Annotated in this window: 21 protein-coding genes; 13 read left to right on the top strand and 8 right to left on the bottom strand. The window is 56.6% G+C overall.

Translation table 11 applies throughout. The features are described 5' to 3' along the window. From GTP58_RS18465 to GTP58_RS31950, 9 genes are all read left to right on the top strand, one after another. The gene (locus GTP58_RS18465) at positions 1-660 is read left to right on the top strand and encodes a nicotinate-nucleotide adenylyltransferase (protein ID WP_161078672.1); all 660 of its coding nucleotides are present in this window, start codon (positions 1-3) and stop codon (positions 658-660) included. Next, on the top strand, positions 660-1,343 hold the full coding sequence (gene rsfS / locus GTP58_RS18460) for a ribosome silencing factor (RefSeq protein WP_161078671.1): 684 nt from the start codon (positions 660-662) through the stop codon (positions 1,341-1,343). Before GTP58_RS18465 ends, rsfS begins: the two co-directional genes overlap by 1 nt. A 6-nt stretch (positions 1,344-1,349) precedes the next feature. Continuing rightward, entirely contained in the window at positions 1,350-1,820 is a 471-nt protein-coding gene (rlmH, locus tag GTP58_RS18455) for a 23S rRNA (pseudouridine(1915)-N(3))-methyltransferase RlmH (RefSeq protein ID WP_072789839.1), read from the top strand. A gap of 11 nt (positions 1,821-1,831) precedes the next feature. Then, a complete protein-coding gene (locus GTP58_RS18450; protein WP_161078670.1) occupies positions 1,832-2,452 on the top strand; it encodes a nucleoside triphosphate pyrophosphatase in 621 nt (206 codons plus the stop codon). A gap of 20 nt (positions 2,453-2,472) precedes the next feature. After that, on the top strand, positions 2,473-3,939 hold the full coding sequence (gene rng / locus GTP58_RS18445; RefSeq protein ID WP_072789831.1) for a ribonuclease G: 1,467 nt from the start codon (positions 2,473-2,475) through the stop codon (positions 3,937-3,939). 126 nt (positions 3,940-4,065) lie between these two features. Next, entirely contained in the window at positions 4,066-5,049 is a 984-nt protein-coding gene (locus GTP58_RS18440) for a hypothetical protein (protein WP_161078669.1), read from the top strand. A 152-nt stretch (positions 5,050-5,201) separates the two neighbouring features. Next, positions 5,202-5,600, top strand: a complete 399-nt coding sequence (locus GTP58_RS18435; RefSeq protein ID WP_161078668.1) for an AlpA family transcriptional regulator — start codon at positions 5,202-5,204, stop codon at positions 5,598-5,600. 681 nt (positions 5,601-6,281) lie between these two features. Beyond that, positions 6,282-7,295, top strand: a complete 1,014-nt coding sequence (locus GTP58_RS18430; RefSeq protein ID WP_161078667.1) for a hypothetical protein — start codon at positions 6,282-6,284, stop codon at positions 7,293-7,295. Between the two features lie 236 nt (positions 7,296-7,531). Beyond that, on the top strand, positions 7,532-7,741 hold the full coding sequence (locus tag GTP58_RS31950) for an AbrB/MazE/SpoVT family DNA-binding domain-containing protein (protein ID WP_161078666.1): 210 nt from the start codon (positions 7,532-7,534) through the stop codon (positions 7,739-7,741). A 169-nt stretch (positions 7,742-7,910) separates the two neighbouring features. Here GTP58_RS31950 and GTP58_RS18420 read toward each other — a convergent pair whose 3' ends face one another. Both GTP58_RS18420 and GTP58_RS18415 read right to left on the bottom strand, forming a co-directional pair. After that, on the bottom strand, positions 7,911-9,368 hold the full coding sequence (locus GTP58_RS18420; RefSeq protein ID WP_161078665.1) for a hypothetical protein: 1,458 nt from the start codon (positions 9,366-9,368) through the stop codon (positions 7,911-7,913). A 10-nt stretch (positions 9,369-9,378) separates the two neighbouring features. Beyond that, on the bottom strand, positions 9,379-14,334 hold the full coding sequence (locus tag GTP58_RS18415) for an AAA domain-containing protein (RefSeq protein ID WP_161078664.1): 4,956 nt from the start codon (positions 14,332-14,334) through the stop codon (positions 9,379-9,381). 397 nt (positions 14,335-14,731) lie between these two features. Between GTP58_RS18415 and GTP58_RS18410 the strand changes: the two genes are divergently transcribed. After that, entirely contained in the window at positions 14,732-15,463 is a 732-nt protein-coding gene (locus GTP58_RS18410; protein ID WP_161078663.1) for an Imm52 family immunity protein, read from the top strand. A 318-nt stretch (positions 15,464-15,781) separates the two neighbouring features. Here the strand turns inward: GTP58_RS18410 and GTP58_RS18405 are convergent, their stop codons facing one another. From GTP58_RS18405 to GTP58_RS18395, 3 genes are read right to left on the bottom strand one after another with little or no spacing between them, the layout of a single operon-like run. Next, complete coding sequence (locus GTP58_RS18405) at positions 15,782-16,567, bottom strand: class I SAM-dependent methyltransferase (protein WP_229215632.1); 786 nt, start codon at positions 16,565-16,567, stop codon at positions 15,782-15,784. Positions 16,568-16,611: 44 nt separating this feature from the next. Further along, positions 16,612-16,935, bottom strand: coding sequence for a multidrug efflux SMR transporter (locus tag GTP58_RS18400; RefSeq protein ID WP_072789821.1), 324 nt, complete (start codon positions 16,933-16,935; stop codon positions 16,612-16,614). Between the two features lies 1 nt (position 16,936). Then, entirely contained in the window at positions 16,937-17,545 is a 609-nt protein-coding gene (locus tag GTP58_RS18395) for a glutathione S-transferase family protein (protein WP_161078662.1), read from the bottom strand. Positions 17,546-17,635: 90 nt separating this feature from the next. On the opposite strand from GTP58_RS18395, the gene GTP58_RS18390 reads away from it, so the two are divergent. Next, entirely contained in the window at positions 17,636-18,556 is a 921-nt protein-coding gene (locus GTP58_RS18390; RefSeq protein ID WP_161078661.1) for a LysR family transcriptional regulator, read from the top strand. Here GTP58_RS18390 and GTP58_RS18385 read toward each other — a convergent pair. Continuing rightward, positions 18,529-19,161: a TetR/AcrR family transcriptional regulator gene (locus GTP58_RS18385; protein ID WP_161078660.1), complete on the bottom strand. Its 633-nt coding sequence runs from the start codon at positions 19,159-19,161 to the stop codon at positions 18,529-18,531. The two genes, GTP58_RS18390 and GTP58_RS18385, sit on opposite strands and share 28 nt — an antisense overlap. 76 nt (positions 19,162-19,237) lie before the next feature. On the opposite strand from GTP58_RS18385, the gene GTP58_RS18380 reads away from it, so the two are divergent. Both GTP58_RS18380 and GTP58_RS18375 read left to right on the top strand, forming a co-directional pair. Next, the gene (locus GTP58_RS18380; protein ID WP_161078659.1) at positions 19,238-20,020 is read left to right on the top strand and encodes an inositol monophosphatase; all 783 of its coding nucleotides are present in this window, start codon (positions 19,238-19,240) and stop codon (positions 20,018-20,020) included. Continuing rightward, a complete protein-coding gene (locus tag GTP58_RS18375; RefSeq protein WP_161078658.1) occupies positions 20,017-20,622 on the top strand; it encodes an NAD(P)-dependent oxidoreductase in 606 nt (201 codons plus the stop codon). Before GTP58_RS18380 ends, GTP58_RS18375 begins: the two co-directional genes overlap by 4 nt. Positions 20,623-20,775: 153 nt before the next feature. On the opposite strand, the gene GTP58_RS18370 is transcribed toward GTP58_RS18375, so the two are convergent. Beyond that, complete coding sequence (locus GTP58_RS18370) at positions 20,776-22,359, bottom strand: isocitrate lyase (protein WP_161078657.1); 1,584 nt, start codon at positions 22,357-22,359, stop codon at positions 20,776-20,778. 243 nt (positions 22,360-22,602) lie between these two features. Further along, a complete protein-coding gene (locus GTP58_RS18365; protein WP_161078656.1) occupies positions 22,603-23,457 on the bottom strand; it encodes an aldo/keto reductase family oxidoreductase in 855 nt (284 codons plus the stop codon). Positions 23,458-23,528: the final 71 nt, after the last annotated feature.

The raw sequence follows: 23,528 nt of genomic DNA, 5'->3' as shown, positions 1-23,528 counted from the left end.
ATGGCATACCGCATCGCACTGCTGGGAGGCAGCTACGATCCGGTGCATCTAGGTCACGTCGCGTTGGGCGAGTATTTCGCCAATCTGCTGCAGGTCGACCAGTTGCGCGTGATCCCTACCGGACTGCCGTGGCAGAAAGCCACGCTGAAAGCCTCGTCGCAGCAACGCGCCGACATGGTGGCGCTGGCGTTTGCCGGCCAGCCGTTTAGCGTGGCGGTGGACATGCAGGAAATCGCGCGTGGCGCCCAGGGGCTGGCCACCTACACCATCGATACGCTGCGCAATGTGCGCGACGAATTGGGGCCGCAGGCATCCATCGCCTTCCTGATGGGCGCCGACCAGTTGCAGCGGCTCGACACCTGGCACGAATGGCAGGCGTTGTTCAGCTACGCGCATATCTGCGTGGCTGCGCGCCCCGGCTATAACCTTGCGACTGCTGGCTTGCCGCCAGCGGTGGCAGAGGCGTTTTCCAAGCGATTGGCGACGCCTGAACAAATCCGTAACACGCCGCATGGTCTGACTTATCTGGCACAAGACTTCGCGGTGGATATCTCCGCTACCCAGATACGTGCGGCATTACAACGGGGGGAACAGGCAAACTCGCTTATCCCGCCGCTAGTGCTAGACTATATTGAACAACACCATCTATACAAAAGCTAATGGACATCAAAAAACTGCAAACCCTGGTCGTTGACGCTCTCGAAGACGTTAAAGCCCAAGACATCGCCCTGTTCGACACCACCCACCTGACCAGCCTGTTCGACCGCATCGCGATCGCTTCCGGTACCTCGAACCGCCAGACCAAGGCGCTGGCCGCCTCGGTACGCGACAAGGTCAAAGCCGCCGGCGGCGAAGTCTACGGCATGGAAGGCGAGGACACCGGTGAATGGGTGCTGGTCGACCTGGGTGACATCATCGTCCACATCATGCAAGCGCCAATCCGCGCCTACTACCGCCTGGAAGAAATCTGGGGCGACAAGCCAGTCAAACTGGGCGCCGCCAAGCGCAAGTCGACCAAGGAAGGCGAAGAAGCCGACGCACCGAAGAAAATCAGCAGCCACCTGGCCGCTGGTAAAAAGGCGGTTGCCGCTGAAGCCGTGGTCGAGAAAAAGACCACCGCGCGCAAGCCGGCTGCTGCCAAAGCCACCACCACCGCCAAGAAAGCCGCTGCCAAACCGGCCGCCGTCCCAGCGGGCAAGCGGGTCAAGGTCGGCGCGCCAAAAGCGACCGTCGCTGCCGTCAAAGCACTGAAAGCAGCACCAAAGCCACGCGCAGCCAAGCCGAAGGCAGAAGAAGCGCCGGCCAAGACCGTCATCAAGCGTATCAAAAAAGCTGCTGAGTAAATCTGTATGCAGCTGATCATCGCTGCGGTCGGCCATAAAATGCCGGCCTGGATCGAAACCGGCTACGCCGAGTATGTCAAGCGCATGCCGCCGGAACTGAAGATCGTGCTCAAGGAAATCAAGCCGGTCGAACGTTCGGGCAGCAAGACTGCGGCTACCGCCATGGCGCTCGAGCGTGAGCGCATCGAAGCGGCCTTGCCGAAATCGGTGCGCATCATTGCGCTCGATGAACGCGGCAAGGACCTCACTTCGGTGGGCCTGTCGCAGCAGCTGGAAGCCTGGCAGCAGGATGGCCGCGACACCGCCTTCCTGATCGGCGGCGCCGACGGTCTCGATCCTGCGCTGAAGGCGCGCGCGGAAGGTTTGATACGGATTTCCAGTATGACGCTGCCGCATGGTATGGTGCGCGTGATGCTGGCCGAGCAGCTGTACCGTGCCTGGACCATTACGCAGAACCACCCTTATCACCGCGTTTAAAACATAACGACATGAAGCCGGTCGAAAAGAAGATCTATCTCGCCTCAAAAAGTCCGCGGCGCCGCGAGCTGCTGCGCCAGGTCGGCATCGACTTTGAATTGCTGCTGCTGCGCAGCGACGGCCCGCGTGGCGCCGACGTCACCGAAGAAGTGCATACCGGCGAAGCGCCGCTCGATTACGTCGCCCGCGTGGCGCGTGAGAAGGCGGCATTTGCGGCAGACCTGGTGGTGAAACGCCGCATGGCGCCGCGCGCCGTGCTGTCGGCCGACACCACCGTCACCATCGATGGCGCGATTCTCGGCAAGCCGGCCAATCCGGCTGAAGCCAGCGCCATGCTGCAGCAGCTGTCGGGCCGCACCCACCAGGTGCTGACGTCGATTGCGGTGGCGTCGCCCTCGTTCTCGGGCCAGATCACGCAGGTGTCGGAGGTGCGCTTTGGCGTGCTGTCACCGGCGGCCATCGCCGCCTATTGCGCCTCATCCGAGCCATACGACAAAGCCGGTGGCTACGGCATTCAAGGCCCGGCGGCGCAATTCATCGAACACATCGCCGGCAGCCATTCCGGCATCATGGGCCTGCCCATCTACGAAACCGTACAACTGCTGCGTCAGGCGGGTTTGCCCCTGCCCTGAGGCCCGTGTATGATCGGGGCATGAATGAAGATATCCTGATCAATATCACTCCGCAGGAAACCCGCGTCGCCCTCATCGTGCAGGGCGCCGTGCAGGAACTCCACATTGAGCGTACCCTCACCCGAGGCCTGGCTGGCAACGTCTACTCCGGCAAGGTCGTGCGGGTACTGCCTGGCATGCAATCGGCCTTTATCGACATCGGCCTGGAGCGCGCAGCGTTCCTGCACGTGGCGGATATCTGGGAAGCGCGATCGCACGATGGCGCCAGCAACACGCCGCCCACACCGATTGAAAAAACCCTGTTCGACGGCCAGGTGCTGACAGTACAGGTCATCAAAGACCCGATCGGCACCAAGGGCGCGCGCCTGTCGACGCAGATCTCGATCGCCGGCCGCATGCTGGTCTATTTGCCGCAGGATGGCCACATCGGCATCTCGCAGAAAATTGAAAAGGAAGCGGACCGCGAAGCGCTGCGCACGCGTCTGCAAAACCTGCTGCCGAAAGAGGAAAAAGGCGGCTACATCGTGCGTACCCAGGCGGAAGATGCGTCGGACTCCGACATCGCTGCCGACGTCGAATACCTGCGCAAGACCTGGGCCGCCATCACCCACGGCGCACGCACCAGGCCTGCCACCACCTTGCTGCATCAGGACCTGAGCCTGGCGCAGCGCGTGCTGCGCGACTTCGTGCACGACGAAACGGCCACCATCCAGGTCGACTCGCGCGAAAACTATGTGAACCTGCAGGAATTCGGTCAGGCTTACACGCCGGGCGTGCTGCCACGGCTGCACCACTACACGGGCGAGCGTCCGCTGTTTGACCTGTACGGCGTGGAAGAGGAAATCCTGCGCGCGCTGGGCCGCCGCGTGGACCTGAAATCCGGCGGCTACCTGATCGTCGATCAGACCGAGGCCATGACCACCATCGACGTCAACACGGGCGGTTTTGTCGGCGGCCGCAATTTCGCGGACACGATTTTCAAGACCAACCTGGAAGCGGCGCACGCGATTGCGCGCCAGCTGCGCTTGCGCAATCTGGGCGGCATCATCATCCTCGACTTCATCGACATGGAAAACACCGAGCATCGCAACGCGGTGCTGGCAGAGTTGAAGAAAGCCCTGTCGCGCGACCGCACCAAGGTCTCGGTGAGCGGCTTCTCGGCACTGGGCCTGGTGGAGATGACGCGCAAGCGCACGCGCGAATCGCTGGCCCACATCCTGTGCGAGCCGTGCCCGGCCTGCAATGGCCGTGGCCAGGTCAAAACCTCGCGCACCATCTGCTACGAAATCCTGCGCGAGCTGCTGCGTGAAGCCAAGCAGTTCAACCCGCGTGAATTCCGCATCCTCGCCTCACAGGAAGTGGTGGACATGTTCCTGGAAGAGGAATCCCAGCACCTTGCGATGCTGGGTGACTTCATCGGCAAGAAGATCTCGCTACAAGTCGAGAACAGCTACCATCAGGAGCAGTACGACGTGATTTTAATGTAAGTTTTTAATCATTTAAAATCAAATACTTAATAAATAAAAACCAAAAAATCAGCATGTAGCTACACAGCTAGCTACACAGGATTCATTAGCTCGCTAATGCGTATGTAGGGCATCATAGATCCAGACATGACTATCCAAAAACGTTACATTCCTGGATGGGGTATGGACGAGGCGGAAGACGCGAAGCATCTGCGTAAGTCGCAAGAGGAGTCCGCGCGTCTAAATGCTATCCCTGAGTATGTAAAACGCCGAAAGGATCTGCGCGACATTTGCATACTACTCGCCGACCTTCTATACGTCGATGATCATGAGTTTGCTCCGCCACCACCAACCAAAGAGCATCCGCGCCGTGCCACATCCAAATACAGTATGGGCAAGGAGCAAAGCAAATCACTCAAACCTTTGCAATACGACGCAAACAACTACTACACCCAGGAATACAACAAATTTCAGGAGCAGCGAAGCGTATTTCGTTCGAGACTTCATCACTATGTGATGACGTTCGGCATTAATCCTTGGGACGAACGACGTCAGGTGCCTGATCGAGCAGACGCGCAGGCCTATCTTGGGCAGTACACGGTCGACATCTTAAACATGGGGTTTAGTCGCGCATCTGCAGCATTTGATGTCGGCTCGTCACTATACCTATACCAGCAGATGTGTGACCGCAATATTGCGGAACATCCGTCCCTTAGCAAAGCAGCCTGGCTAGTAAAAAACGCCCCATTACGTAAGCCAGCTTCTGATAAACACACTCCACGTGGCAAATGGGGACGCATACAGGAACATTGGAAAGATCACTTCAACGATTCGCACTTTTGGGCTGCCATCGTAACCCTGACCAAGTCGCCACTACGGTTCAGCGAGAGCTTGATGCTCAACTTGCTTTGCGAACCTGACATGGATCAGCTTGTTCGACTCGCAAATACTTTCCTCGAATTTAGGCGACGTATAACGCCCCTCAAGACTTCTGCAAAAAGACCGATGTATCTGAAACAGGGCGTTTACGACATCGAGATTCTTCGAGAAGAAAGACTTGAGCCGTTGGAGATACCGAATCTTCTCGAAGACTACCAATGGGAGTCGCTATCACGCTACGCCCCCAAATAGAGCGGCGTAGTTTAACCCCGTCCTAAAAGTTAAATCACCATTTAGCAGAGTTCTCGCGTCCAAATAACCCCCCTTTGCGCGTCAGGGGGAGTCGAGTTAAATTTCAGCCGCGGATATCCTTTCGTCACACTCTTAGATGAAAGGACACACCAATGAACGGCAATGAAACCCTACACCAATCCAATCTACCGCGTTCGCCGGCACAAGATGCGTACGACAAAATTTGCGAAGAGCTTAGGCAAATAATTCGGGAAATTAGAGCTCGGCCCAGCGATAGTATCGTCCGCCGCAAAGACATCAAAGGCAGGTGTGGGCGCGCCATCCCAACCACATACTTAGACATTGCTAAGGGCGTCTTTCCACCGCCATTCGCAATCGGCGCCAGAGCGGTAGGGTTTAGTGCGAATGAGCTCGACGCTTGGATTGCCGCCCGTTCGTATGCATCTCGCAGCATAGTCCCAGTGGACATGAAGGCATTCGTCACTTTACTAGTTCAGTCTCGCAAAAAACAGCTTAGGCCGACACAACAGGCAATGCCAACAGCCGACTGATTCGTCTGAATTTTTCTGCGGATCAGTGTGCAGATTTCACTGTAAAAATGCGTGGTACCACTACGAATTTTTCATCGCTGATTGGCGCAATTTTCATAAGCAACAGCGCATGGCCTACGCGAACTTGCTGTCAGCGTCCACGCCATGGAGATACAGCGAATGAGCTTCACAGGCCGCTGCAATAGCGCATCAATAGGTGCAGCACGCTGCCATTGAATTCCGACTGAGCTGAATTGCGCTCATAAGTAACTAGCGAAGTTAACCACTCAACAGCTGACCATAGCAAACAATGAATAGCTAGACAGCTGCTCATCGGCTAACTGACACATGCAGACATAGCCATAGTACACAGCAGTCCCCCCTCAACACGGACTAGCTGCACAGCGTCATGCGCAATCACAGAGCAACTCATGAAAGGAATGTAGGGTGTGTGACTCAATCAAAATCATAGTGTGGCTGCCGCCGATGACGGATGAACACTACCACCGATGCAACTTCCCTGAGCGGGATCATTCAGATGTGGACGATTCCAGTAACGACTTCAGGGACCAATACCCGCTTAGCCCACTTACTGGGGCAGGCTATAAGATCACACCAATAGGCACGCCACAGGCCGGCCATGCCCACGACAAGCATAGCGTTACAAAGAGACGCATGTACGGCAGAATTGCAGGATACGTCGTGGAGTTCAATCCACCAGCCTGTATCGTCGGACATAATAGGCTACTCGTGAATGGAGTGCCCTATGCCGTCCGAACGGGATTGCGTCTATTGGCTTATTGGGTACTGAGTAACAGCGGCGCTGCTGCTGCCTACGATGCAATCGAAAATGCAGAGATCGTCATTAGCTCTGTGACCCCGACCTTTCTATTCAAGCACGCCACCGAAATGGAGGCGCGTCTCACTTTGGCAGCATTAAGATCACGTAGTGAAGCACTGCTCAACAATCGGCGGGAGGAGACAGTGAAAAAACCAGCCTATTCATACCCACCGAAACCGGACCAAAGAGTAACTGTGCCCTACACTTACACATCGTATATTCGGCAACGGGAATACCTTATTGATGCGTATGTAAAGACTCCAAATAGCATCGGCAGTTTTTGCACGCCTATTGAAGAGTCGGATATCGAATTTCTTGTGCAGAGGGAGGCTTCCCGCACTCTTCGCGTAGGCACGAAACTGCATGGCAAATGGTTAAGCGAACGAGATCTGGACAACGTAGAAAACTGGATAGCAGAGCCACACAATCCAACGTGGTCGGATCCATACGAGGAAGCCTTTGGGCTTGTACGAAAAATACTGAAGTTAGATCAGAACTTCAGAAAAACACAGCTGAGATCTACAAGCTATAAAAATCTAAACCTGTCCAAGCTTGATGCTGACATGCTTGCTTGGCACGTCAAAGGGAACGATACGGTGCTCGACCATCAGCACTTCTCATCCATGAATCAACCCCGCCGCAGCAAGGCCTACTCTGCGTGCAGGTTGCGGGTTCTTGACCGGGTCGGGATCGACTTCAACATCGCTTACGAGACCCAAAAAAGCTTGCTCAATCCCTTGCTTGATCAGTTGCTGCTATATCCCGGGGAGTACAAGCCAGACTCGCGCGCTGAGCCATATATCTACTCCAGGCGAAGTGCTCCCGCAAAGCTAGATGAGCTGAATGGGTTGATAGCTGCCCTGCTAGAGCGGTAAAACTATACCGTTCACCAACCATTCCGAGCTCTAGCTGATTTGCTTTGAAAAATAGCGATCTGGACGTGGAACGCCCACCCTAAATGGCTCTCTGACTAATACGATGCTGAAGACCTCAAAATGCGCCGTAAGAAAGCATTCGACGGTGCTAAGAGGATTTTCAGCATGTCAGCCACTACCAGGCCGAGCCAATTTCGCAGTGTACGCAATGTATACACTTTCACTCGGAGGCAGATATGGCACGGTTAACACGTTGGGGGAATTCCGATGGAGGGCTCCGCTTACCGAAATCTATTTTAGAGGCCGCGGGCCTACGAGTTGGGGATGAGATTGGCTGCCGCCTGATGGACGACGGCACCATCAGATTGACGCCGCGCAAGAAGCGAATCGAAATATCTCAAGAGCACAGGCCAATGAAAGTTGACCGACCAGAGCTAAAATGGTGAGACCTGCACTCATCTCGTTGGAAGTAGAGAGATCAACGCATTCTTAGTCGGTTGTGGATGCAATCCGCCTCTGTAATTCGGCTGCCGCACAACGGCAGCGGGTTCCGCATAGCAGTGCGATGACCCAAGCCATTGATCACAGCTTTGGATCTTGATGATGGAAGACGCACTATCTCGACAACAAAGGCGATTTATTTTTTTCAATCCGACCAAGTCTAGCTATCGGGCCGCAATCATTCTTCCGCTCATACCCAGCGCTACCCTCCACGTACGCTTGGACGAGGCGACCTATTTCTGAAACCACCTTCTTATCGGTGCTTATGAATCCAAGCGGTAACGTCACAGGGTAAACAGGGGGAACCGAGAAGTGATACACAACAGCGACAAGTTCCCCATCGAAGTGCAAAATCTCTACATTTCCATCAAGGAAGCCTTCGACTATCCCGTGCGCCTTAGCCGCGTGGAGGTCAAGTTCATGTTCCCACTGCTTGGCAGTCCGTTTGTCATCCTTTCCCGAGACCGGTAAGTAGACCGTGGGGGAATAGAGATTTTTCTCCTTCGTGCTTGCTTTGTTGAGGAAATCACTCAGTGCTACCGACAGCCTTGCGCTCTTGCACCAATACGGATCGCTTGGTGCCAGCCATAAGAACCGGGGCTGCCCTGCATCAGCTTTGCTCTTGATTCGAGAGGCGAGCACTGGCGCTAAGGCTTTCTGGAGCAGGTCCCAGTTCGCGGCCGAGTAGATAGAGCCAACAAAGGTGGTTCTTTGATTGCCGCCGTTCTCCTCGAGTCGCCTTAGATCGTCTAGGAACTGTACATTCAGCGCATTGCTTCTCGAATCGAACAATTTGAGCGTGTCGCCGTCTCCAATCTCAAGCATGGCCTTGGCAATTTCCATCACATTGCTCTTTCGCGTCAAGCGATCAAGTTCTAACGTGATTTTTTCATGAACTTGGTCTGAGCTATTTAGCAGCTCGAAGTCTTCGCGTTCTACGCTTCGCCCCTCCTCGTCCAACTGAAATCTTACGGTAAGCCTAAACGGCATCTGGCGGATCTTGGTAACCGAATTCACCGTGTACACGGTCAGCGAATCTTTCTCGTCCTGCACCAGGGACTTTGAAAGCAGCCCCTTATCCAGAATGTCATGGAACTGCCGTTGAAAATGTTTTTCCGCCAGTGCCTCACTTCTTGACACATTCTCGTCATCTACCCGGATGGCTATTCCAGTCTTCCATTTATCTGAGGTGATGTCCTTGCCGAGGCAAGTAAAGGTTGCCAGATCGAAGACAAGGAAAGCTCCACTGTCTTGGAGTTGGGATAGACGTGGTGCCTCTCCGATGTCGTTGAAATATCCGCTGGCTTTGTCGGTAAGCATCAATCGGCCAACGTCGGACAGCGTTAGCTCTCCTCGGTCAACCAGATCGGCAATCGCTTCCTCGGTTTCGTTACGGCTGAATCCGAAGTATGTGGCAAGCTGCGATTTCGTCATCGGTGCCATATGGAGCAGGCGCAGGACGAACTCGCGGACGAAGGGTAGGCCTTTTTGGGTGATGTAGGAAAAACTGATGCTGAAGCGCTGAGCCGGCAACAGGAAATCTATCTCATAATAAGTCGTCTTGTTTTCCAATGTCACCACCTTAGCGCTTATTTAGTGCGGGCACGAACCGATACCCGGCTCCCTCGCCCATACCGCTCATGTAAGAAACAACCTGGCCGAGCGGCTTGTCCTTGTTATGATTGCTCCACATATCCGCGTTCCCGATAATCAGCAACCGGTCCATTGCCCGCGACATCGCGACATTGATCCTGTTCGGCGTCCGCAGAAATCCGGGCGTCCGAGCTTTATCAGAACGGGTAAGACTCAGGATGATGATCCTGTTCTCTTTGCCTTGGTAACTGTCGACTGTATCGATCTTCACTAGTTCCTTAAAGCCCTCTGTCCAGATCTCCTGGTTGAACTTCTGCCGTATCAACCGTTTTTGCTCCGCATACATGCAGATGACGCCAACAAGTGCGTCCTCCTTATCTTTGAGCTCACGCAGGCTAGCGAGGAACTGGCCACTCAATGAAATCTGCTTGAGGACTTCGATGACCTGCTCGGCTTCGCACCGGTTGTAGATGCTGACTCCACGGTCGCTCTGGTGAAAGGCACGTCCTCCGAGTGGAGAGGTGTCCAGCCAGGTTACAGCTGACCTAAGCGCGTCGGGCGAGTGCTGGTAGAGGTCGGGAATTGCCCGAGCGCCGTTGTGTAATTTCCCGCCGTAGAACGTAGTCGACACCAGGTTGCCGATGGGCGGGGCCATGCGATACTGGGTAAGCAGCGCGGCGCTAGTTTGGCTGCCGTATTCCGAATTGAATGCCCGCGCAAAATCGCTTCGCAGTACAACATCGAGGTCCGTGTGCTTATCGTTGATACCCAGGCGTCGCGCAAGGGCCGTCTTGTGTGCATCGGAATACAGAGGCGGCAGCTGCAGGTGATCACCGACCAACAGTACGCGTTTCGCAGATTGCATTGCAATCGCCAGTTCGCTGGAGATGGAGCGCGCTGCCTCGTCAATAATTACAAAGTCATATACGTTGTCGTGAATCCCAATGTGTCCTTGCCCAATGCCGACGCAAGTACCAGTGACTAGCTGCCTCGAACGCGCGTAGAACTCATCGCAGTTGACTCTCTCAGCTGAGAGGGCATCCCGCATGTCCCCAGAAATCTTAGCTAGCGCACGCACTCTTCTCGCCTCGTTCGGGCGCACGCCGTGCTCTGCGCAAAACTGTGACATCAGAATGGTCTTGGCGTCCGAAAGTCTGGACTCCCTCGACAAGGGGATACCGTAGTCTGCCAATAGCTTCGCGCGGATGGTCTCGTCCAGCTCGGCCACAATCACCTTGAGAGATTTAATGTCTTCTTTGTCGTCAATGTCATCAAGGCGCGCGAGCAAGGATTCGAGATGGTCAATTTGCTTGAAAAGCTTCAGCTCAGCATCGACTACCTTCGAGATGAACTCAGGCTCGAGTCCAAGCGCATCCGAAAGGGCCGCGACGCGGTAGCGATACTCGGCATTGAATAGCTCCCGCTTTTCAGCCGTAATGGCATGGGAATAGACATCTTTGAGCCCAGTGGATACCGCGCCCTCTCGGTTACTAAACCTTACTACCTCGAGCGACGTACCCAGCCTTGCGCAGTGCTTCCGGATGCGTTCTGCCGCAGTGTTAACCGCTTCATGAGACTGACTCACTAGAAGAATACGTCTCACATTGAGTTTCTCGACCAGAAAGTGCACGAAGGCCGCTATGAACTCCGTTTTTCCTGTACCAGGCGGCCCTTGTAAGAGAGACAGCGGGCCATAGTTGAGCAGCTTCTTGAACGCTTCGCGCTGTTGCTCGTTCAGACTGATCTTGTTTCCGTGCTGGTCTTCTCGGTCGTACCTTGCAAAATCTGCGTCGGTAACTTCGATGTCGTAACTTGTTGCGGCCGTTTTACACCGGGGGTCGAACAGGTCAAGTAGATCTCGCACAACGCCTTCCCGGTCGAGCAGTCTTTCAAGGGCAACTTTCCGCTTTCGGTAGGATGCGCGATCCTGCTTGGTTCGGAAGAAGACGGTGTCGCCATCCCCGAGGCTGCGAGCGGCCGACCGAATCCTGGTCAACCTCACCTCGTTCAGCGCAGATTTCTTAAGTGAGACCTCACCAAGGTTTTTCTCGTTTCCATCTTGGTCAATCAGGAGTGCTTCGACTTCGTCTGTACTGGCGAACGAACCTAGCGGGTCGATATCCGCTTCGTACGGGAGGATGAGTTCAGCGTCCGCATCGGCAGGTGGCAACGCCGTCCCGTTTAACTCGACATTCGGGCTGGATTCTGTCTCTGTGTCAAGAATTGCACGCCACAGTGCTTGCGTCGAAATTTCGACTGATAATTCAACACTCTCCGTGTCCTGCGGGTCTTCGGCTCTGTTGAACGCCTCCTGAACTTGTTGGCTCAGTTCCGCATCAACAGCTTTGGGATGGGATTCGTGGAGCATTTCGATTGCTCGCTCGAACGCTTCGTCATAGCGGAGTAGCTCAGACAATTGGGATAATTGGGCAGGACGACCAGCTGTGATGCGGATTGCGATACCTATTTCCAGTTGGCTTTCTTGGGCTTCCCTGAAATTGACGCTGGAACGTACGTGGGGCGGATGTCCTCCCACGAAGCAGCGCTGGTCCTTGTTGTAGAACGCAGAGAAGGTCCCACCAATCCCGGCAAAGGTCACAATCACTTCGTCCGCATCTTTCAAGGATGCGTCGACCTTAACATACAGGCGTCCGTTGTCAGGCAAGATCGTGACTATGCCTTCGACATTAGGCACAGCAACATCGACAAGGTGCTGTGCCTGCGCGTCTGCGCCTCGCGTTAGCGCCTTCTTGAAACGGCCCAAGTCTTTGAAGCCGAATTCGACATCTTCCAGTTCCGTTCTAATTGCGCCGGCAATCCCCGGGTATGCGGGAGAGTCCTCGCCCCAGGCGATCCCGAGCAACTCGCTGGACATTCTAAGCACAGCGAAAATGTCGCGCTGGAATGACGAGCACCCGTCGACCTGTTCGGGACTGTACCGTTGGTTTTTAACCTCCGCCGTGTTTGCTGAAAAGTCAGGGACGTCGATAAGGTAAATGCTGCTGTCTTCTCCTCCGAGCATGACATTGCCCGGATGGACGTCTCCATGAGAAATTCCAAGTCCATGGAGATGCTCGACGGCAGACACCAGTTTACTAATGATGTCCATTTTTTTTGCGTCTTCGATGACAGCCTCTGACCAAGTCGCACCGTCAATGAAATCTGTTACCAAATACAGACTAGACGACTTGGATGCGAGGCCGTACTCGAGGACTCGGGGTAAATATGCTGGGTTGACGGCCGAAAGTTTATCGACCCGCTTTAAAAACGACAGCACGCGGAAATTGACGATAGGATCGCTTCCTTCCCCCCCAACATTCAACCAGGCTTTAACCAACTTACCACCGGATAGGTAGACTTCCTTGTCGGTCGTCTCGCGTAGGAATTCACCGTCCTCTCGATACTGACGCGAGTGATTGATCGGACGGCGGTATACATCCAACTCACTGTCATCAAAGGTCGGCGCGATTTCTTTGTGGGGCTCGGCGCGCATTAGAGCATCGAAGAATGCCTCCGCATCCTTGAACTTTGCAGTTACCGCATTGAGCAAGACACCGGCGTGCCACTCGCTGCTTGCCAGCATCGCGTCTTGGACACCCGCCAAGCTTTTGGGGGACATTCGCTGCCCAGTCAGCAAGTGCCAACAGACGAGCCCGAGAGCATGAACGTCTTGCTGGAATGGAGTCAGCGGTACTCCATCGAGCATTTCCTTCACCTCAACAGCACCAACCGATAGGCTGCTGCGGTAATCGCCAACCGTTCCGATTGGTTGGTGGTAAGCCGAGATAAAGCTGGAAAGGGCTATTTCTTTGGACGGCGACAACCAGAGGCTATGGTCGGCGATATCGCGGTGAGCAATCCTGATCTCGTGGAGGTCGCTAAATTTTGCAAGCAATAGCTTAACGAGGTTCAGCCGGTCGGTAGCGTGTAGAGCTGGGCCATACTTGCCAACGAATTCATTGAACCTCATGTGGCCAGGTGGAAGCTCATACACTTCGCTGTACTGTGATGTAACCTCATCTTTCTCGAAACTGGTGAGCGAGCGGAGGCAATGGTGATAAAGGTCACGGTTCTGATGGTTAATGAACTGCAATATCTCGCGCTCGCGCGAGACGATCTCGCCCCGGCCTTGAGGTGTAAAGGATTTAGTACCTTCGACTTTCTTGAAATTCCAGACGCGGAGCAGCGCTCCGGTGCTTTTTGACAGCTCGGAAGTTGCTAAATACTCCTTATATACGTGTTTTGGGTGTTCAAATATTTCCTCGACCGCGCTATAGCCACCGATTTTCAATGCCTTCGGCCCTGTATTAGAGTGCAGGAACAATTCATCGAAAATGGCAAAGTCCTGATTCAGCACTTGTGCATCTGGGTGCGGGCGGAAAAAATCGTTGAAGTATCCCTTGTCCGAAAACTTCAAGAATTCTGCCAAGGACTTGGTATGCTGCAAGTCTACTTCCGGAAGACGAGTGAAATCCGCATCTCCGGTCATGACGACGAAAAAATGTACGCGGGGGATAAAGTTCTTATTGGTAAAACGTGAGGAAAACCGCTTAAGCTTATTTTCCAATAAAAATTTCTTGTTTCGGGTAACTGAGACGGGCGACCGTCCCATGTCCTTGGTCCCCTTAAACCAGATGTCCTTACGTGAAGTGACCGGCGCGTGGTTCCAATCCTTTAATTCGACAATAATGACGTTACAGTGCGTCACGATCACCAGGTCGAACTCGCCCTCCTTACCTTTGGCGTCAACAAAGCGGAAGCCAGCGTAGCCCTTCCAAGGGTACATGCCGTTACGCGTAATCTTGCTTTGAAGTTGATCCCGTAGCGAACCACCCCTGCCGAGCGATTTGCCATCAGAGGGACTCTCCGCGAAAGCGGCCTTGATTTGCTCGATTGCTTCGATCTCTTCTTCTTGCAGACCGCCGTCCCAGATTTCGATGTCCAAGTTGATTTCTACCTCGGTTTTCCAGTTTGAATGCGAACGCCGGCAAATACTTTCGGTATCTGCACGCTTACCTAGAGTTTAGCGTACTTCAAGTGCTTGCGGGCAATGCGTCGGACTGAGATATCCGGCTGCCTTGACCCCTAGCCTTGGCCGTCTGGCACACTCCACATTTGCATCGCGTGCCGCTGAGCGCTTCGTACCTGCGACATGAGGTTTCATTCCGACTTTATGAAATCTGATTCCGGCGTGCGCCATCGTTGGTATTGGGCGTTTGAGGTGCGAGGCTGACTATCGATAATGGTGGCTTTTCGTTAGTCAGCTGTTATCCCTTGAGCCATTCTTACTTCAGCAAGAGATTCGAGGCTCAATTTCTTCCCATCACTACGTTTTTAACGCCATGAGCCAATATCTGACAATTAGCGCGAACTTTCGAGCAGGTGCCAGCTTACCCACCATCGAGGAACACTATGAAAGCCTTTGGAGGCTTGCCAAGTTTCTTGAAACCATAAACGTGCCACTCGACGAATGGTTCCCCCCTGCCGACACAGAGGCAAACTCGCGCCTGAACAAAGCATTCAACGACGGAGGTCCGAGCACTGCGGCAATCGCCATGGCGAAGGCGGACAAAGCCAATCTTGCTTCTGACCTCAGAAATCTGGGCGTCTGGAACGGAACAGAGGGCGAAGGTGGAATGGCCTTCACCACAACTCTGGACACCGGCTACATCCCTTCCAATCTGGACTTCAGCAGCAAGGGTATCGCCCCGCTAAAAGACTACGGCAATGTCGTGAAGCTGGTACAAACAATTATCGCTATCTGGAAGCCCATGCTTGTACAGGTTGACCCGGATGACTATAGCGACAAAAAAATATTCCCAGATCGCCCATCGGCAGGCTGGATGATTTACCTGCCCTACACGGTCGTGGCAGCACAGGTGCCGGAAGCGGCCCATGTAATTCCCATCATGGACGACAAAGGGAAAAAGCAACAAGGAACATTAATCGTAACGGTCGCTGACACGTTCGATGTGAATGACCCAGAACACGTGAAGAAGGCAAACGCCATAGAAACTCGGCTTGTGGACCAGGATCTGCTTCCAACGCTGAGGGAGTTTGTGACGAAGTTTTAGCGCGCTATCCGTTCAAATTCGCTTGCCGCCATTATCGATAGTAAGCGAACTAGGCACTACCTGCGTCGCCATATACGCGCCTAGACGGGACTCTGTGCGAATCAGGTTGCGGCTATAGCCCTTTTGCGTACTCACTCCCAGGCTAACCATGATCTTGTCGCAGTAGTCGTCAATCAGCTCACGCATGATCCAGCCCTTCACCGCCAGTGCTTTCGCGCGCCGCTTGTCAATGGCGGGGTCGCTTGCCTTGTCGCTGCCCGTATCCAGTGTTGCAGCTGGAGGGTTTGCAAACCCTCCGCCGCATTAGTTTCCCCTATCTTAATGTGACGGCTTTTTGAAGCGCAGTACAAAGCGGTCGGTCTTGCCGCGTACTGCGGGATCGAACACTTTGAGCAGGTGGTCATCGCCAGCGATGGCCAGCACGCTGGATTCGCCGTCCAGCACAAAGCCTGCCTTCTGCACTTCCGTCTTGACGGTCGCCGGATCGATACGGTGCAGATCTTCCGTGTGCTTCAAGCCCGTGCCCGCAACCGCAGCATGGTCGACGATGATGTAATAGCCGCCCGGTTTCAGGCGCTTGAAGACAGCCTGGTTGAAGGCGTTGACGTCGGCGCCTTTCATGAAGCTGTCGTACAGGTCATGGTAGTTCTCAAACGTCCAGACCACATCCACCTTGTTGAGCATATCGGACTGCGGCTGCTCGGCTGCCGGGTAGGAAATCGCTTCCACATTGCCATGGCCTGGCTCGGCGGGAATCGCTTTCGCCAATGCCAGCGGGTCGGACTTGAAGCCGGTGATTTCAGCCGGCACGTACGCGTACACCTTGCCTTTCGGTCCGACCAGCGTGGAGAACACGCGCGACCAGTAACCGCCGCCCGGCCACACATCCATCACCACATCGCCCGGCTTGATGTTGGCGAAGGCGATCAGCTCCGCCGGACGGCGAATCGCATCCTGCTGGGTGTCTTTTTCCGGCCGCGTTTTGTCGGCAACCGCCGCGACGACAGCGGGCGAAGGCGCTTGCGCCTGCGCGGGCATGGACAACAGCAAGGGCGCGACCGCCAGCGTGGCGAGCGCAGACTTCAAGAACAATACAGTTTTCATGGATCTGACCTTTCCTGATTTTCCGCGCACATTACGCGGCTGCGCTATCTTACTCCTGCCGTCCATTTCAGGCCGGCGATGCAAGCGATAATTGTCGCGATCAACAACAGCCGCAGCGGGCTGGCGCTGTCGCCGAACGTGACCATGCCGATCAAGGCAATACCCGCCGCGCCCACGCCCGTGAAGATCGCAAACGCTGTCCCGACTGGCAGCTGCCGGAGCGCGATCGTCAGCAATACGATGGCGCCGTTGGCAAAGACCAGGCCGGCGACGCTGGGCCAGAAGCGCGTCCAGCCTTCCGCATATTTCAGCGCCACCGCCATGGCGATATCCACCAGCGCAGCGGCCAGCAGGATCAGCCAGGCCATCTCAGTCTCCTTTCGCGATCGCCATGCCGCGTACCGTCGCCGGGCGCTGCGCGATCCGCGCCAGCCATGCCGAGATGGCGGGATAGGCCGTCATGTCCAGTCCCAGCTCCGTGTGCGACGCCAGCCACGGCCAGGTAGCGATGTCGGCGATGCTGTAATCGTCACCCGCAAGATAGGCGCTGCTGGCGAGGCGCTGTTCGTACACGCCGTACAGACGGCGCACTTCGTTACCGTAGCGGTCCAGCGCCTGTTCATTACGCTCGGTGCACGCATGGCGGAACCACCACAACTGGCCCAGCATCGGCCCCACGCTCGCCACCTGCAGGAACAGCCATTGCAGCACCGTGCTGCGTGGCGCGCCATCTTTTGGCAATAGACGCCCTGCCTTGTCAGCCAGATGGATCAGGATGGCGCCGGATTCAAAGATCGCCTGGCCATCGTCCACCAGCAACGGAATTTTGTGATTGGGGCTCATCGCCACAAACTCGGGCGCGTGTTGCTGGCCGGCGCCGAGGTTTAGCAGACGCACCTCGCAGGCCAGCTCCAGCTCTTGCAAGGCAATCGTGGCCTTCTGGCCGTTGGGCGTGTTGGCGGTGTACAGGGTCATCATGGTCAAGCTCCTTCGTGATTGGATGAAGCCAGTATGCCCTGTGTGAAAACGCATTAAAATTAGCGAAATTTACCAAATCATTCCGCAAAAATGCATAACCTGGATTGGGAAGATCTACGCTGTTTTGTGGCCATGACACGGGCGGGCAGCGTGTCCGCAGCCGCGCGTGCGCTGGACGTCAATCACTCCACCGTACTGCGCCGGCTGGACAGCCTGGAGCGCGCGCTCGGCACGCGCCTGTTCGAACGCTTCCAGTCCGGCTACGTCATGACAGCCGCGGGCGAGACATTACAGGCGCGGCTGGCAGGCGTGGATGAACAGATCGCGGCGGCACACAGCGCGGTCGGCGGACACGATCAGGAATTGAGCGGAGAAATCCGCATCACCACCACCGATACGCTGGCGCGCAGCATGCTGATACCGGCCCTGGCGCGCTTCCAGCAGCTGCATCCCGGCGTGCGCCTGCAACTGGTGATGAACAATGCCTTCCTGAATTTGAACCGGCGCGAAGCCGACGTCGCACTGCGGCCATCCAACACACCGCCCGACACGCTGGTCGGCCGCAAGCTGGGCAAACTCTCCAGCGCCATCTACGCCTCGCGCAGCTATCTGAAAGCGGCCGTCAAGCGCGGCATCGCCGTGGACAATTGGGCCGCGCATGAATGGATAGGACTGGACGACACGCTGGCGCACCTGGAGCAGGCGCGCTGGCTGGCGCAGACAGTGCCGCCCGAACGCATACGCATGCGCGTCGACAGCCTGCTGGCGATGGCCGACGCCACGCGCGAAGGCCTCGGCATGGCGCCACTCCTGTGCCACCTCGCAGACAACGACCGCCGTCTGCAACGCATCACCGAACCAGACCCGCGTTTTGATACCGGCCTGTGGCTACTCACCCATCGCGACCTCAAAGACACCGCCCGTATCAAGGCGCTGACAAGCTTCCTCTACGAAGAACTCACGAGCATCCTCGCTCCCACCGCTCAGCCGGTGGTCGGTTCGGCGAGATAGCCAAGCACGGCGCCTTCAATGCTGTTGGCCAGTTTTGCCGCATCCATTGTGCCCCTGCGGCCAGCGCTGTCTGTCAGAGCGCTCATGATCGCCATCAGGTCAGATGCGGCTACTTGCGGCTGGCGTGCGCTGGCGCCAGGCCAGCCGTTCAGGAAGTCGACCAGCGCGGTGTGCAGGGTAGCGACGTTGCCGGAGGTTGGCAGCAGTGGCGCCAGCCGGTCCTGTTCGAAGTCCAGCAGCTTTGCCAGTCTGGGACGGCGCAGCTGGTAGCGCACGGCAATCTCGATCAGCTGGCGCAGTGCGCTGCGCCGGTCGTCGCCGAGCAAGGCTGCCTTGGCTTCCCGCACCAGTTCGGACGACTCGCGCTCGATCAGCGCGATGGTGACGGCATCCTTGCTGGGGAAGTACTGATACAGCGAGCCGATGCTGACGCCCGCCTTGGCCGCAATGGCATTGGTGGTGTAGCCTTCCAGCCCGAGCTGCTCCAAAATGTGAGCTGCCCCTTCCAATATCGTCTCCACCGTCTGCGCGGAACGGGACTGGGATGGCGCCTTTCTTGGCGCCAGGCCGCGCGCGGCAGCCTTGCGGGATTGCGAGTTGTTCATATGAGCTTATGCTCATATTATTTCCTGACCACGTCAAGAGCTAATTCCAGTCTCTGACGCACTCAGGAGTTCACTTATGCATCAGCTCAATCAAGTCGTCGCTGCAGTCCAGGCCGCAGGTGACGCCATCAAATCCCGTTTCACCATCACCTCCCGTCCGCAGGACCGTCAAGACATCGTCGGCCTGATCCAGGCCAACGACGACATCTCCATGCGGATTCTGCGCGCGCAGCTATCACCAGTCTTCCCTGCTGCCCGCTGGGACGAAGACGAAAGCGGCAGCGGCGCCTTGCCCGGCGGCGAATGGTGGGTGGTCGATCCTGTCGAAGGCGCGATCAACCATATCCACGGGCTCGGCGAATGGAGTGTCACCGCCACGCTGGTGCGCGACAATGCGCCAGTGCTGACAGCCGTCTATCTGCCGATGACAGGCGACCTCTACACCGCCAGCGCAGGCGGCGGCGCCCATCTCAACGGCAGGCGCCTGCAGGCGTCGCAGAAAACCGAATTGCGGGCCGCCATGGTGGGCACGGGCCAAGCCACCCCGGACGAAGGCGCGGCAACCTATCAGCGCATCGGATCGGCCGTGAGCGCCATGCTGCAAGCGGCGCTGGTGGTACGCGTGTCCGTGCCGGCCACGCTACAGCTGATCCATGTGGCGTCCGGCAGCCAGGACGTGTTCTGGCAGCACAGCCAGGTCCGTTCAGGACTCATGGCAGGCGCCTTGCTGGTCGCCGAAGCTGGCGGCAGCATCACCGATCTGCACGGCGCACCGTGGCATACCGGCAGCAGCGCCTTCCTGGCCAGCGCGCCGGGACTGACCGCCGCCGCCGTTGCCGTCCTGGGAGAAGCGCAATGAAACTGGCTATCTTCGGCGCCACCGGCGCGACAGGCCGCCATCTGGTTGAGCAGGCTCTGCAAGCCGGGCATCAAGTCACGGCCCTGGCGAGGAACGCGAGCAGCTTGCCGGGAGTGCATATCGTCGCCGGCAATCTGCATCAACCGGAAGCGGTGCAATCCGTAGTGCATGGAGCGGATGTGGTCATCAGCGTGCTCGGCATGCGCAGCGGTGATCCAGCGCCGGTCTGCAGCAACGGCATGCAAAGCATCCTGCAGGCGATGAACGCGACAGGCACGCAGCGGCTGATTGCCCTCAGCGCGTATGGCGCACTGGAGAGCGCGCAGGACTCCGTCTTCATCCGCCTGATCCGCAAAATCATCGCCCGCAAAATGCGCGACAAGGACGCTATGGAAGTGTTGGTCCGTCACAGCGGCATGCGCTGGACACTGGTGCGGCCACCGATGCTGAGCAACGGCGCGCAGACGGGCCGCTATCGCGTCGGCACAGATTTGCAGCCGGGCCTCACCAGCAAATTATCGCGCGCCGATCTCGCTGCCTTTATTTTGCAGGAAGCAGTCAGCGGACAATTCACCGGCCAGGCGCCTGTAGTGTCCGCATAAACAACGAATCCGGGGTCAGGTCCGTCATTTCTACACGTCCTCAGCCGTAGCGCTGCGTTAGTGTCGAGCTCGTGTAGAAATGACGGACCTGACCCCGTTGTTTGCATAAAAAAAGCCCGCCGAAGTGGCGGGCCTGGTTGGAGCGGAACCGGATTAGTGGAACTGGTTCATGGTGTTGTCTTTGCCGGCGGCTTTCAGCGCTGCATCGCCGCTGAAGTAGTCTTTGTGGTCGTCGCCGATGTCCGAACCGGACATGTTCTGGTGCTTGACGCAGGCGATGCCTTGACGGATCTCTTTGCGCTGGACGCCAGCCACGTAGCCCAGCATGCCCTGGTCGCCGAAGTATTCCTTGGCCAGGTTGTCGGTCGACAGCGCGGCGGTGTGGTAGGTCGGCAGCGTGATCAGGTGGTGGAAGATGCCGGCTTCACGGGCGGAGTCCGCCTGGAAGGTGCGGATTTTTTCGTCCGCTGCAATCGCCAGTTCGGTGGTGTCGTACTCCACGCTCATCAGCTGGGCGCGCTCGTAGGCCGACACGTCTTTGCCTTCGGCTTTGAAGGCATCGTAGACTTGCTGGCGGAAGTTCAGGGTCCAGTTGAACGATGGGCTGTTGTTGTACACCAGCTTGGCGTTCGGGATCACTTTGCGGATTTCGCTGACCATGCCGCCGATCTGGGCGATGTGTGGTTTTTCGGTTTCGATCCACAGCAGGTCGGCGCCGTTTTGCAGCGAGGTGATGCAGTCCAGTACGCAGCGTGCTTCGCCGCTGCCCGAACGGAACTGGAACAGGTTGCTTGGCAGGCGTTTAGGGCGCAGCAGTTTGCCTTCGCGTTTGATGATGACGTCGCCATTGCCCAGTGCATCGGCCGACACTTCGTCGCAATCCAGGAAGGCGTTGTATTGGTCGCCCAGGTCGCCAGGTTCGTTGGTCACGGCGATCTGTTTGGTCAGGCCGGCGCCCAGCGAGTCGGTACGGGCGACGATGATGCCGTCGTCCACGCCCAGTTCCAGGAAGGCGTAGCGGATCGCGCGGATCTTGGCCAGGAAGTCTTCGTGTGGCACGGTGACTTTACCATCCTGGTGGCCGCACTGCTTTTCGTCCGATACCTGGTTTTCGATCTGGATGCAGCAGGCGCCTGCTTCGATGAATTGCTTGGCCAGCAGGTAGGTCGCTTCGGCGTTGCCGAAACCGGCGTCGATGTCGGCGATGATCGGCACGACGTGAGTGACGTGGTTGTCGATCTTGTCCTGGATCGCGGCTTTGGCGCTGCCTTCAGCGGCGTCCAGCTGGCGGAACAGGCCGCCCAGTTCGCGCGCATCGGCCTGGCGCAGGAAGGTGTACAGCTCTTTGATCAGTGCCGATACGGCGGTCTTTTCGTGCATCGACTGATCTGGCAGCGGGCCGAATTCCGAACGCAGTGCGGCCACCATCCAGCCCGACAGGTAGAGGTAGCGGCGGTCGGTGCTGTTGAAGTGCTTCTTAATCGAGATCATTTTTTGCTGGCCGATGAAACCGTGCCAGCAGCCCAGCGACTGGGTGTATTTCGATGGGTCTTTATCGTAGGCAGCCATGTCGGCGCGCATGATCTTGGCGGTGTACTTGGCGATGTCCAGACCGGTCTTGAATTTGTTCTGGGCGCGCATGCGGGCGGCGGACTCGGGATTGATGGCGTTCCAGGCAGAACCTTGTTGCTCTTTCAAACCAGCAACTGCCTTGATGTCGTCTTGGTACTGGGACATGGTGTATCTCCTAAAAGAAAAAAGCGGAATTAGTAAGTCTTCGAGTGCCGAACTGCATGACTAAATAGTAGGCCATTCTGATGCGTTGCACCAAGTCTTATATAAGACATATAACTTAATTTAATTCCTTATTTTTCAAATAGATAGATATAATTTTTTGCTATACGAAACGCCTTTTCAAAAAATGAGAAAAAAGATGCGGCAGTCCACCATGCCGCATCCCGTATTATGAAACGACTTTTCTTATACTGAGGTAATCACACTATTTAGCTTGCTCACGGCCTCCGGTGGCAGCACCAGCTCGGCGGCGGCCAGGTTCTGGCGCAAATGGGTACGCGACGAGGTGCCAGGGATCAGCAGCAGATTCGGCGAACGCTGCAGCAGCCAGGCCAGCGCCGTCTGCATCGGCGTCGCGTCCAGCTCGGCAGCCACCTCGGCCAGGATCGACGATTGCAACGGCGAGAAGCCACCCAGCGGGAAGAACGGCGTGTAGGCGATGCCCTCCTTGGCCAGTTCATCGATCAGGGCGTCGTCGTGACGGTGCACCAGGTTGTAGTGGTTTTGCACGCACACGATATTGGCGATGCTGCGTGCCTGCCTGACCTGCTGCGCGGTCGCGTTGCTGAGGCCGATGTGGCGGATCAGGCCGCGCTGCTGCAATTCCGCCAGCGTGGTGATGTGCGCTTCGATATCGCCTTCGGCCGGGTTCATGACATCAAACATCAGGCGCATGTTCACCACGTCCAGCACGTCCAGGCCCAGGTTGCGCAGGTTGTCGTGCACGGCCGATTCCAGTTGCTGCGGCGACTGCGCCGGCAGCCACGCCGCATCCGCGCCGCGCAGTGCGCCCAGCTTGGTGACGATGACCAGGTCGTCGGCATACGGATGCAGCGCTTCGCGGATCAGCTGGTTGGTGATGTGGGGACCGTAAAAATCGCTGGTGTCGATGTGGTTGACGCCGCTCTCGACCGCTTCGCGCAGCACCGCCAGCGCTTCCTCGCGGTTTTGCGGTGCGCCAAACGCGTGTGGGCCAGCCAGTTGCATGGCGCCGTAGCCCATGCGCTTGACAGTCAGGTCACCAAGTTGGAAAGTACGCATTGTGTTTCTCCTTTAGACGGGTTGATGGACACAGTCTAGGAGCGTTTGCGCTGTGCGACAATACAGCACAA

Origin of the sequence: Duganella sp. CY15W (assembly GCF_009857555.1) — a bacterium.
GTDB lineage: Bacteria > Pseudomonadota > Gammaproteobacteria > Burkholderiales > Burkholderiaceae_D > Rugamonas > Rugamonas sacchari.
This window is presented reverse-complemented; position numbering and strand designations above follow the sequence as displayed.

Coding starts and splice junctions, on each gene's coding strand:
- GTP58_RS18465 (WP_161078672.1), top strand. CDS start 1: ATGGCATACCGCATCGCACTGCTGGGAGGCAGCTACGATCCGGTGCAT.
- rsfS (WP_161078671.1), top strand. CDS start 660: ATGGACATCAAAAAACTGCAAACCCTGGTCGTTGACGCTCTCGAAGAC.
- rlmH (WP_072789839.1), top strand. CDS start 1,350: ATGCAGCTGATCATCGCTGCGGTCGGCCATAAAATGCCGGCCTGGATC.
- GTP58_RS18450 (WP_161078670.1), top strand. CDS start 1,832: ATGAAGCCGGTCGAAAAGAAGATCTATCTCGCCTCAAAAAGTCCGCGG.
- rng (WP_072789831.1), top strand. CDS start 2,473: ATGAATGAAGATATCCTGATCAATATCACTCCGCAGGAAACCCGCGTC.
- GTP58_RS18440 (WP_161078669.1), top strand. CDS start 4,066: ATGACTATCCAAAAACGTTACATTCCTGGATGGGGTATGGACGAGGCG.
- GTP58_RS18435 (WP_161078668.1), top strand. CDS start 5,202: ATGAACGGCAATGAAACCCTACACCAATCCAATCTACCGCGTTCGCCG.
- GTP58_RS31950 (WP_161078666.1), top strand. CDS start 7,532: ATGGCACGGTTAACACGTTGGGGGAATTCCGATGGAGGGCTCCGCTTA.
- GTP58_RS18410 (WP_161078663.1), top strand. CDS start 14,732: ATGAGCCAATATCTGACAATTAGCGCGAACTTTCGAGCAGGTGCCAGC.
- GTP58_RS18405 (WP_229215632.1), bottom strand. CDS start 16,567: ATGAAAACTGTATTGTTCTTGAAGTCTGCGCTCGCCACGCTGGCGGTC.
- GTP58_RS18400 (WP_072789821.1), bottom strand. CDS start 16,935: ATGGCCTGGCTGATCCTGCTGGCCGCTGCGCTGGTGGATATCGCCATG.
- GTP58_RS18395 (WP_161078662.1), bottom strand. CDS start 17,545: ATGATGACCCTGTACACCGCCAACACGCCCAACGGCCAGAAGGCCACG.
- GTP58_RS18390 (WP_161078661.1), top strand. CDS start 17,636: ATGCATAACCTGGATTGGGAAGATCTACGCTGTTTTGTGGCCATGACA.
- GTP58_RS18385 (WP_161078660.1), bottom strand. CDS start 19,161: ATGAACAACTCGCAATCCCGCAAGGCTGCCGCGCGCGGCCTGGCGCCA.
- GTP58_RS18380 (WP_161078659.1), top strand. CDS start 19,238: ATGCATCAGCTCAATCAAGTCGTCGCTGCAGTCCAGGCCGCAGGTGAC.
- GTP58_RS18375 (WP_161078658.1), top strand. CDS start 20,017: ATGAAACTGGCTATCTTCGGCGCCACCGGCGCGACAGGCCGCCATCTG.
- GTP58_RS18370 (WP_161078657.1), bottom strand. CDS start 22,359: ATGTCCCAGTACCAAGACGACATCAAGGCAGTTGCTGGTTTGAAAGAG.
- GTP58_RS18365 (WP_161078656.1), bottom strand. CDS start 23,457: ATGCGTACTTTCCAACTTGGTGACCTGACTGTCAAGCGCATGGGCTAC.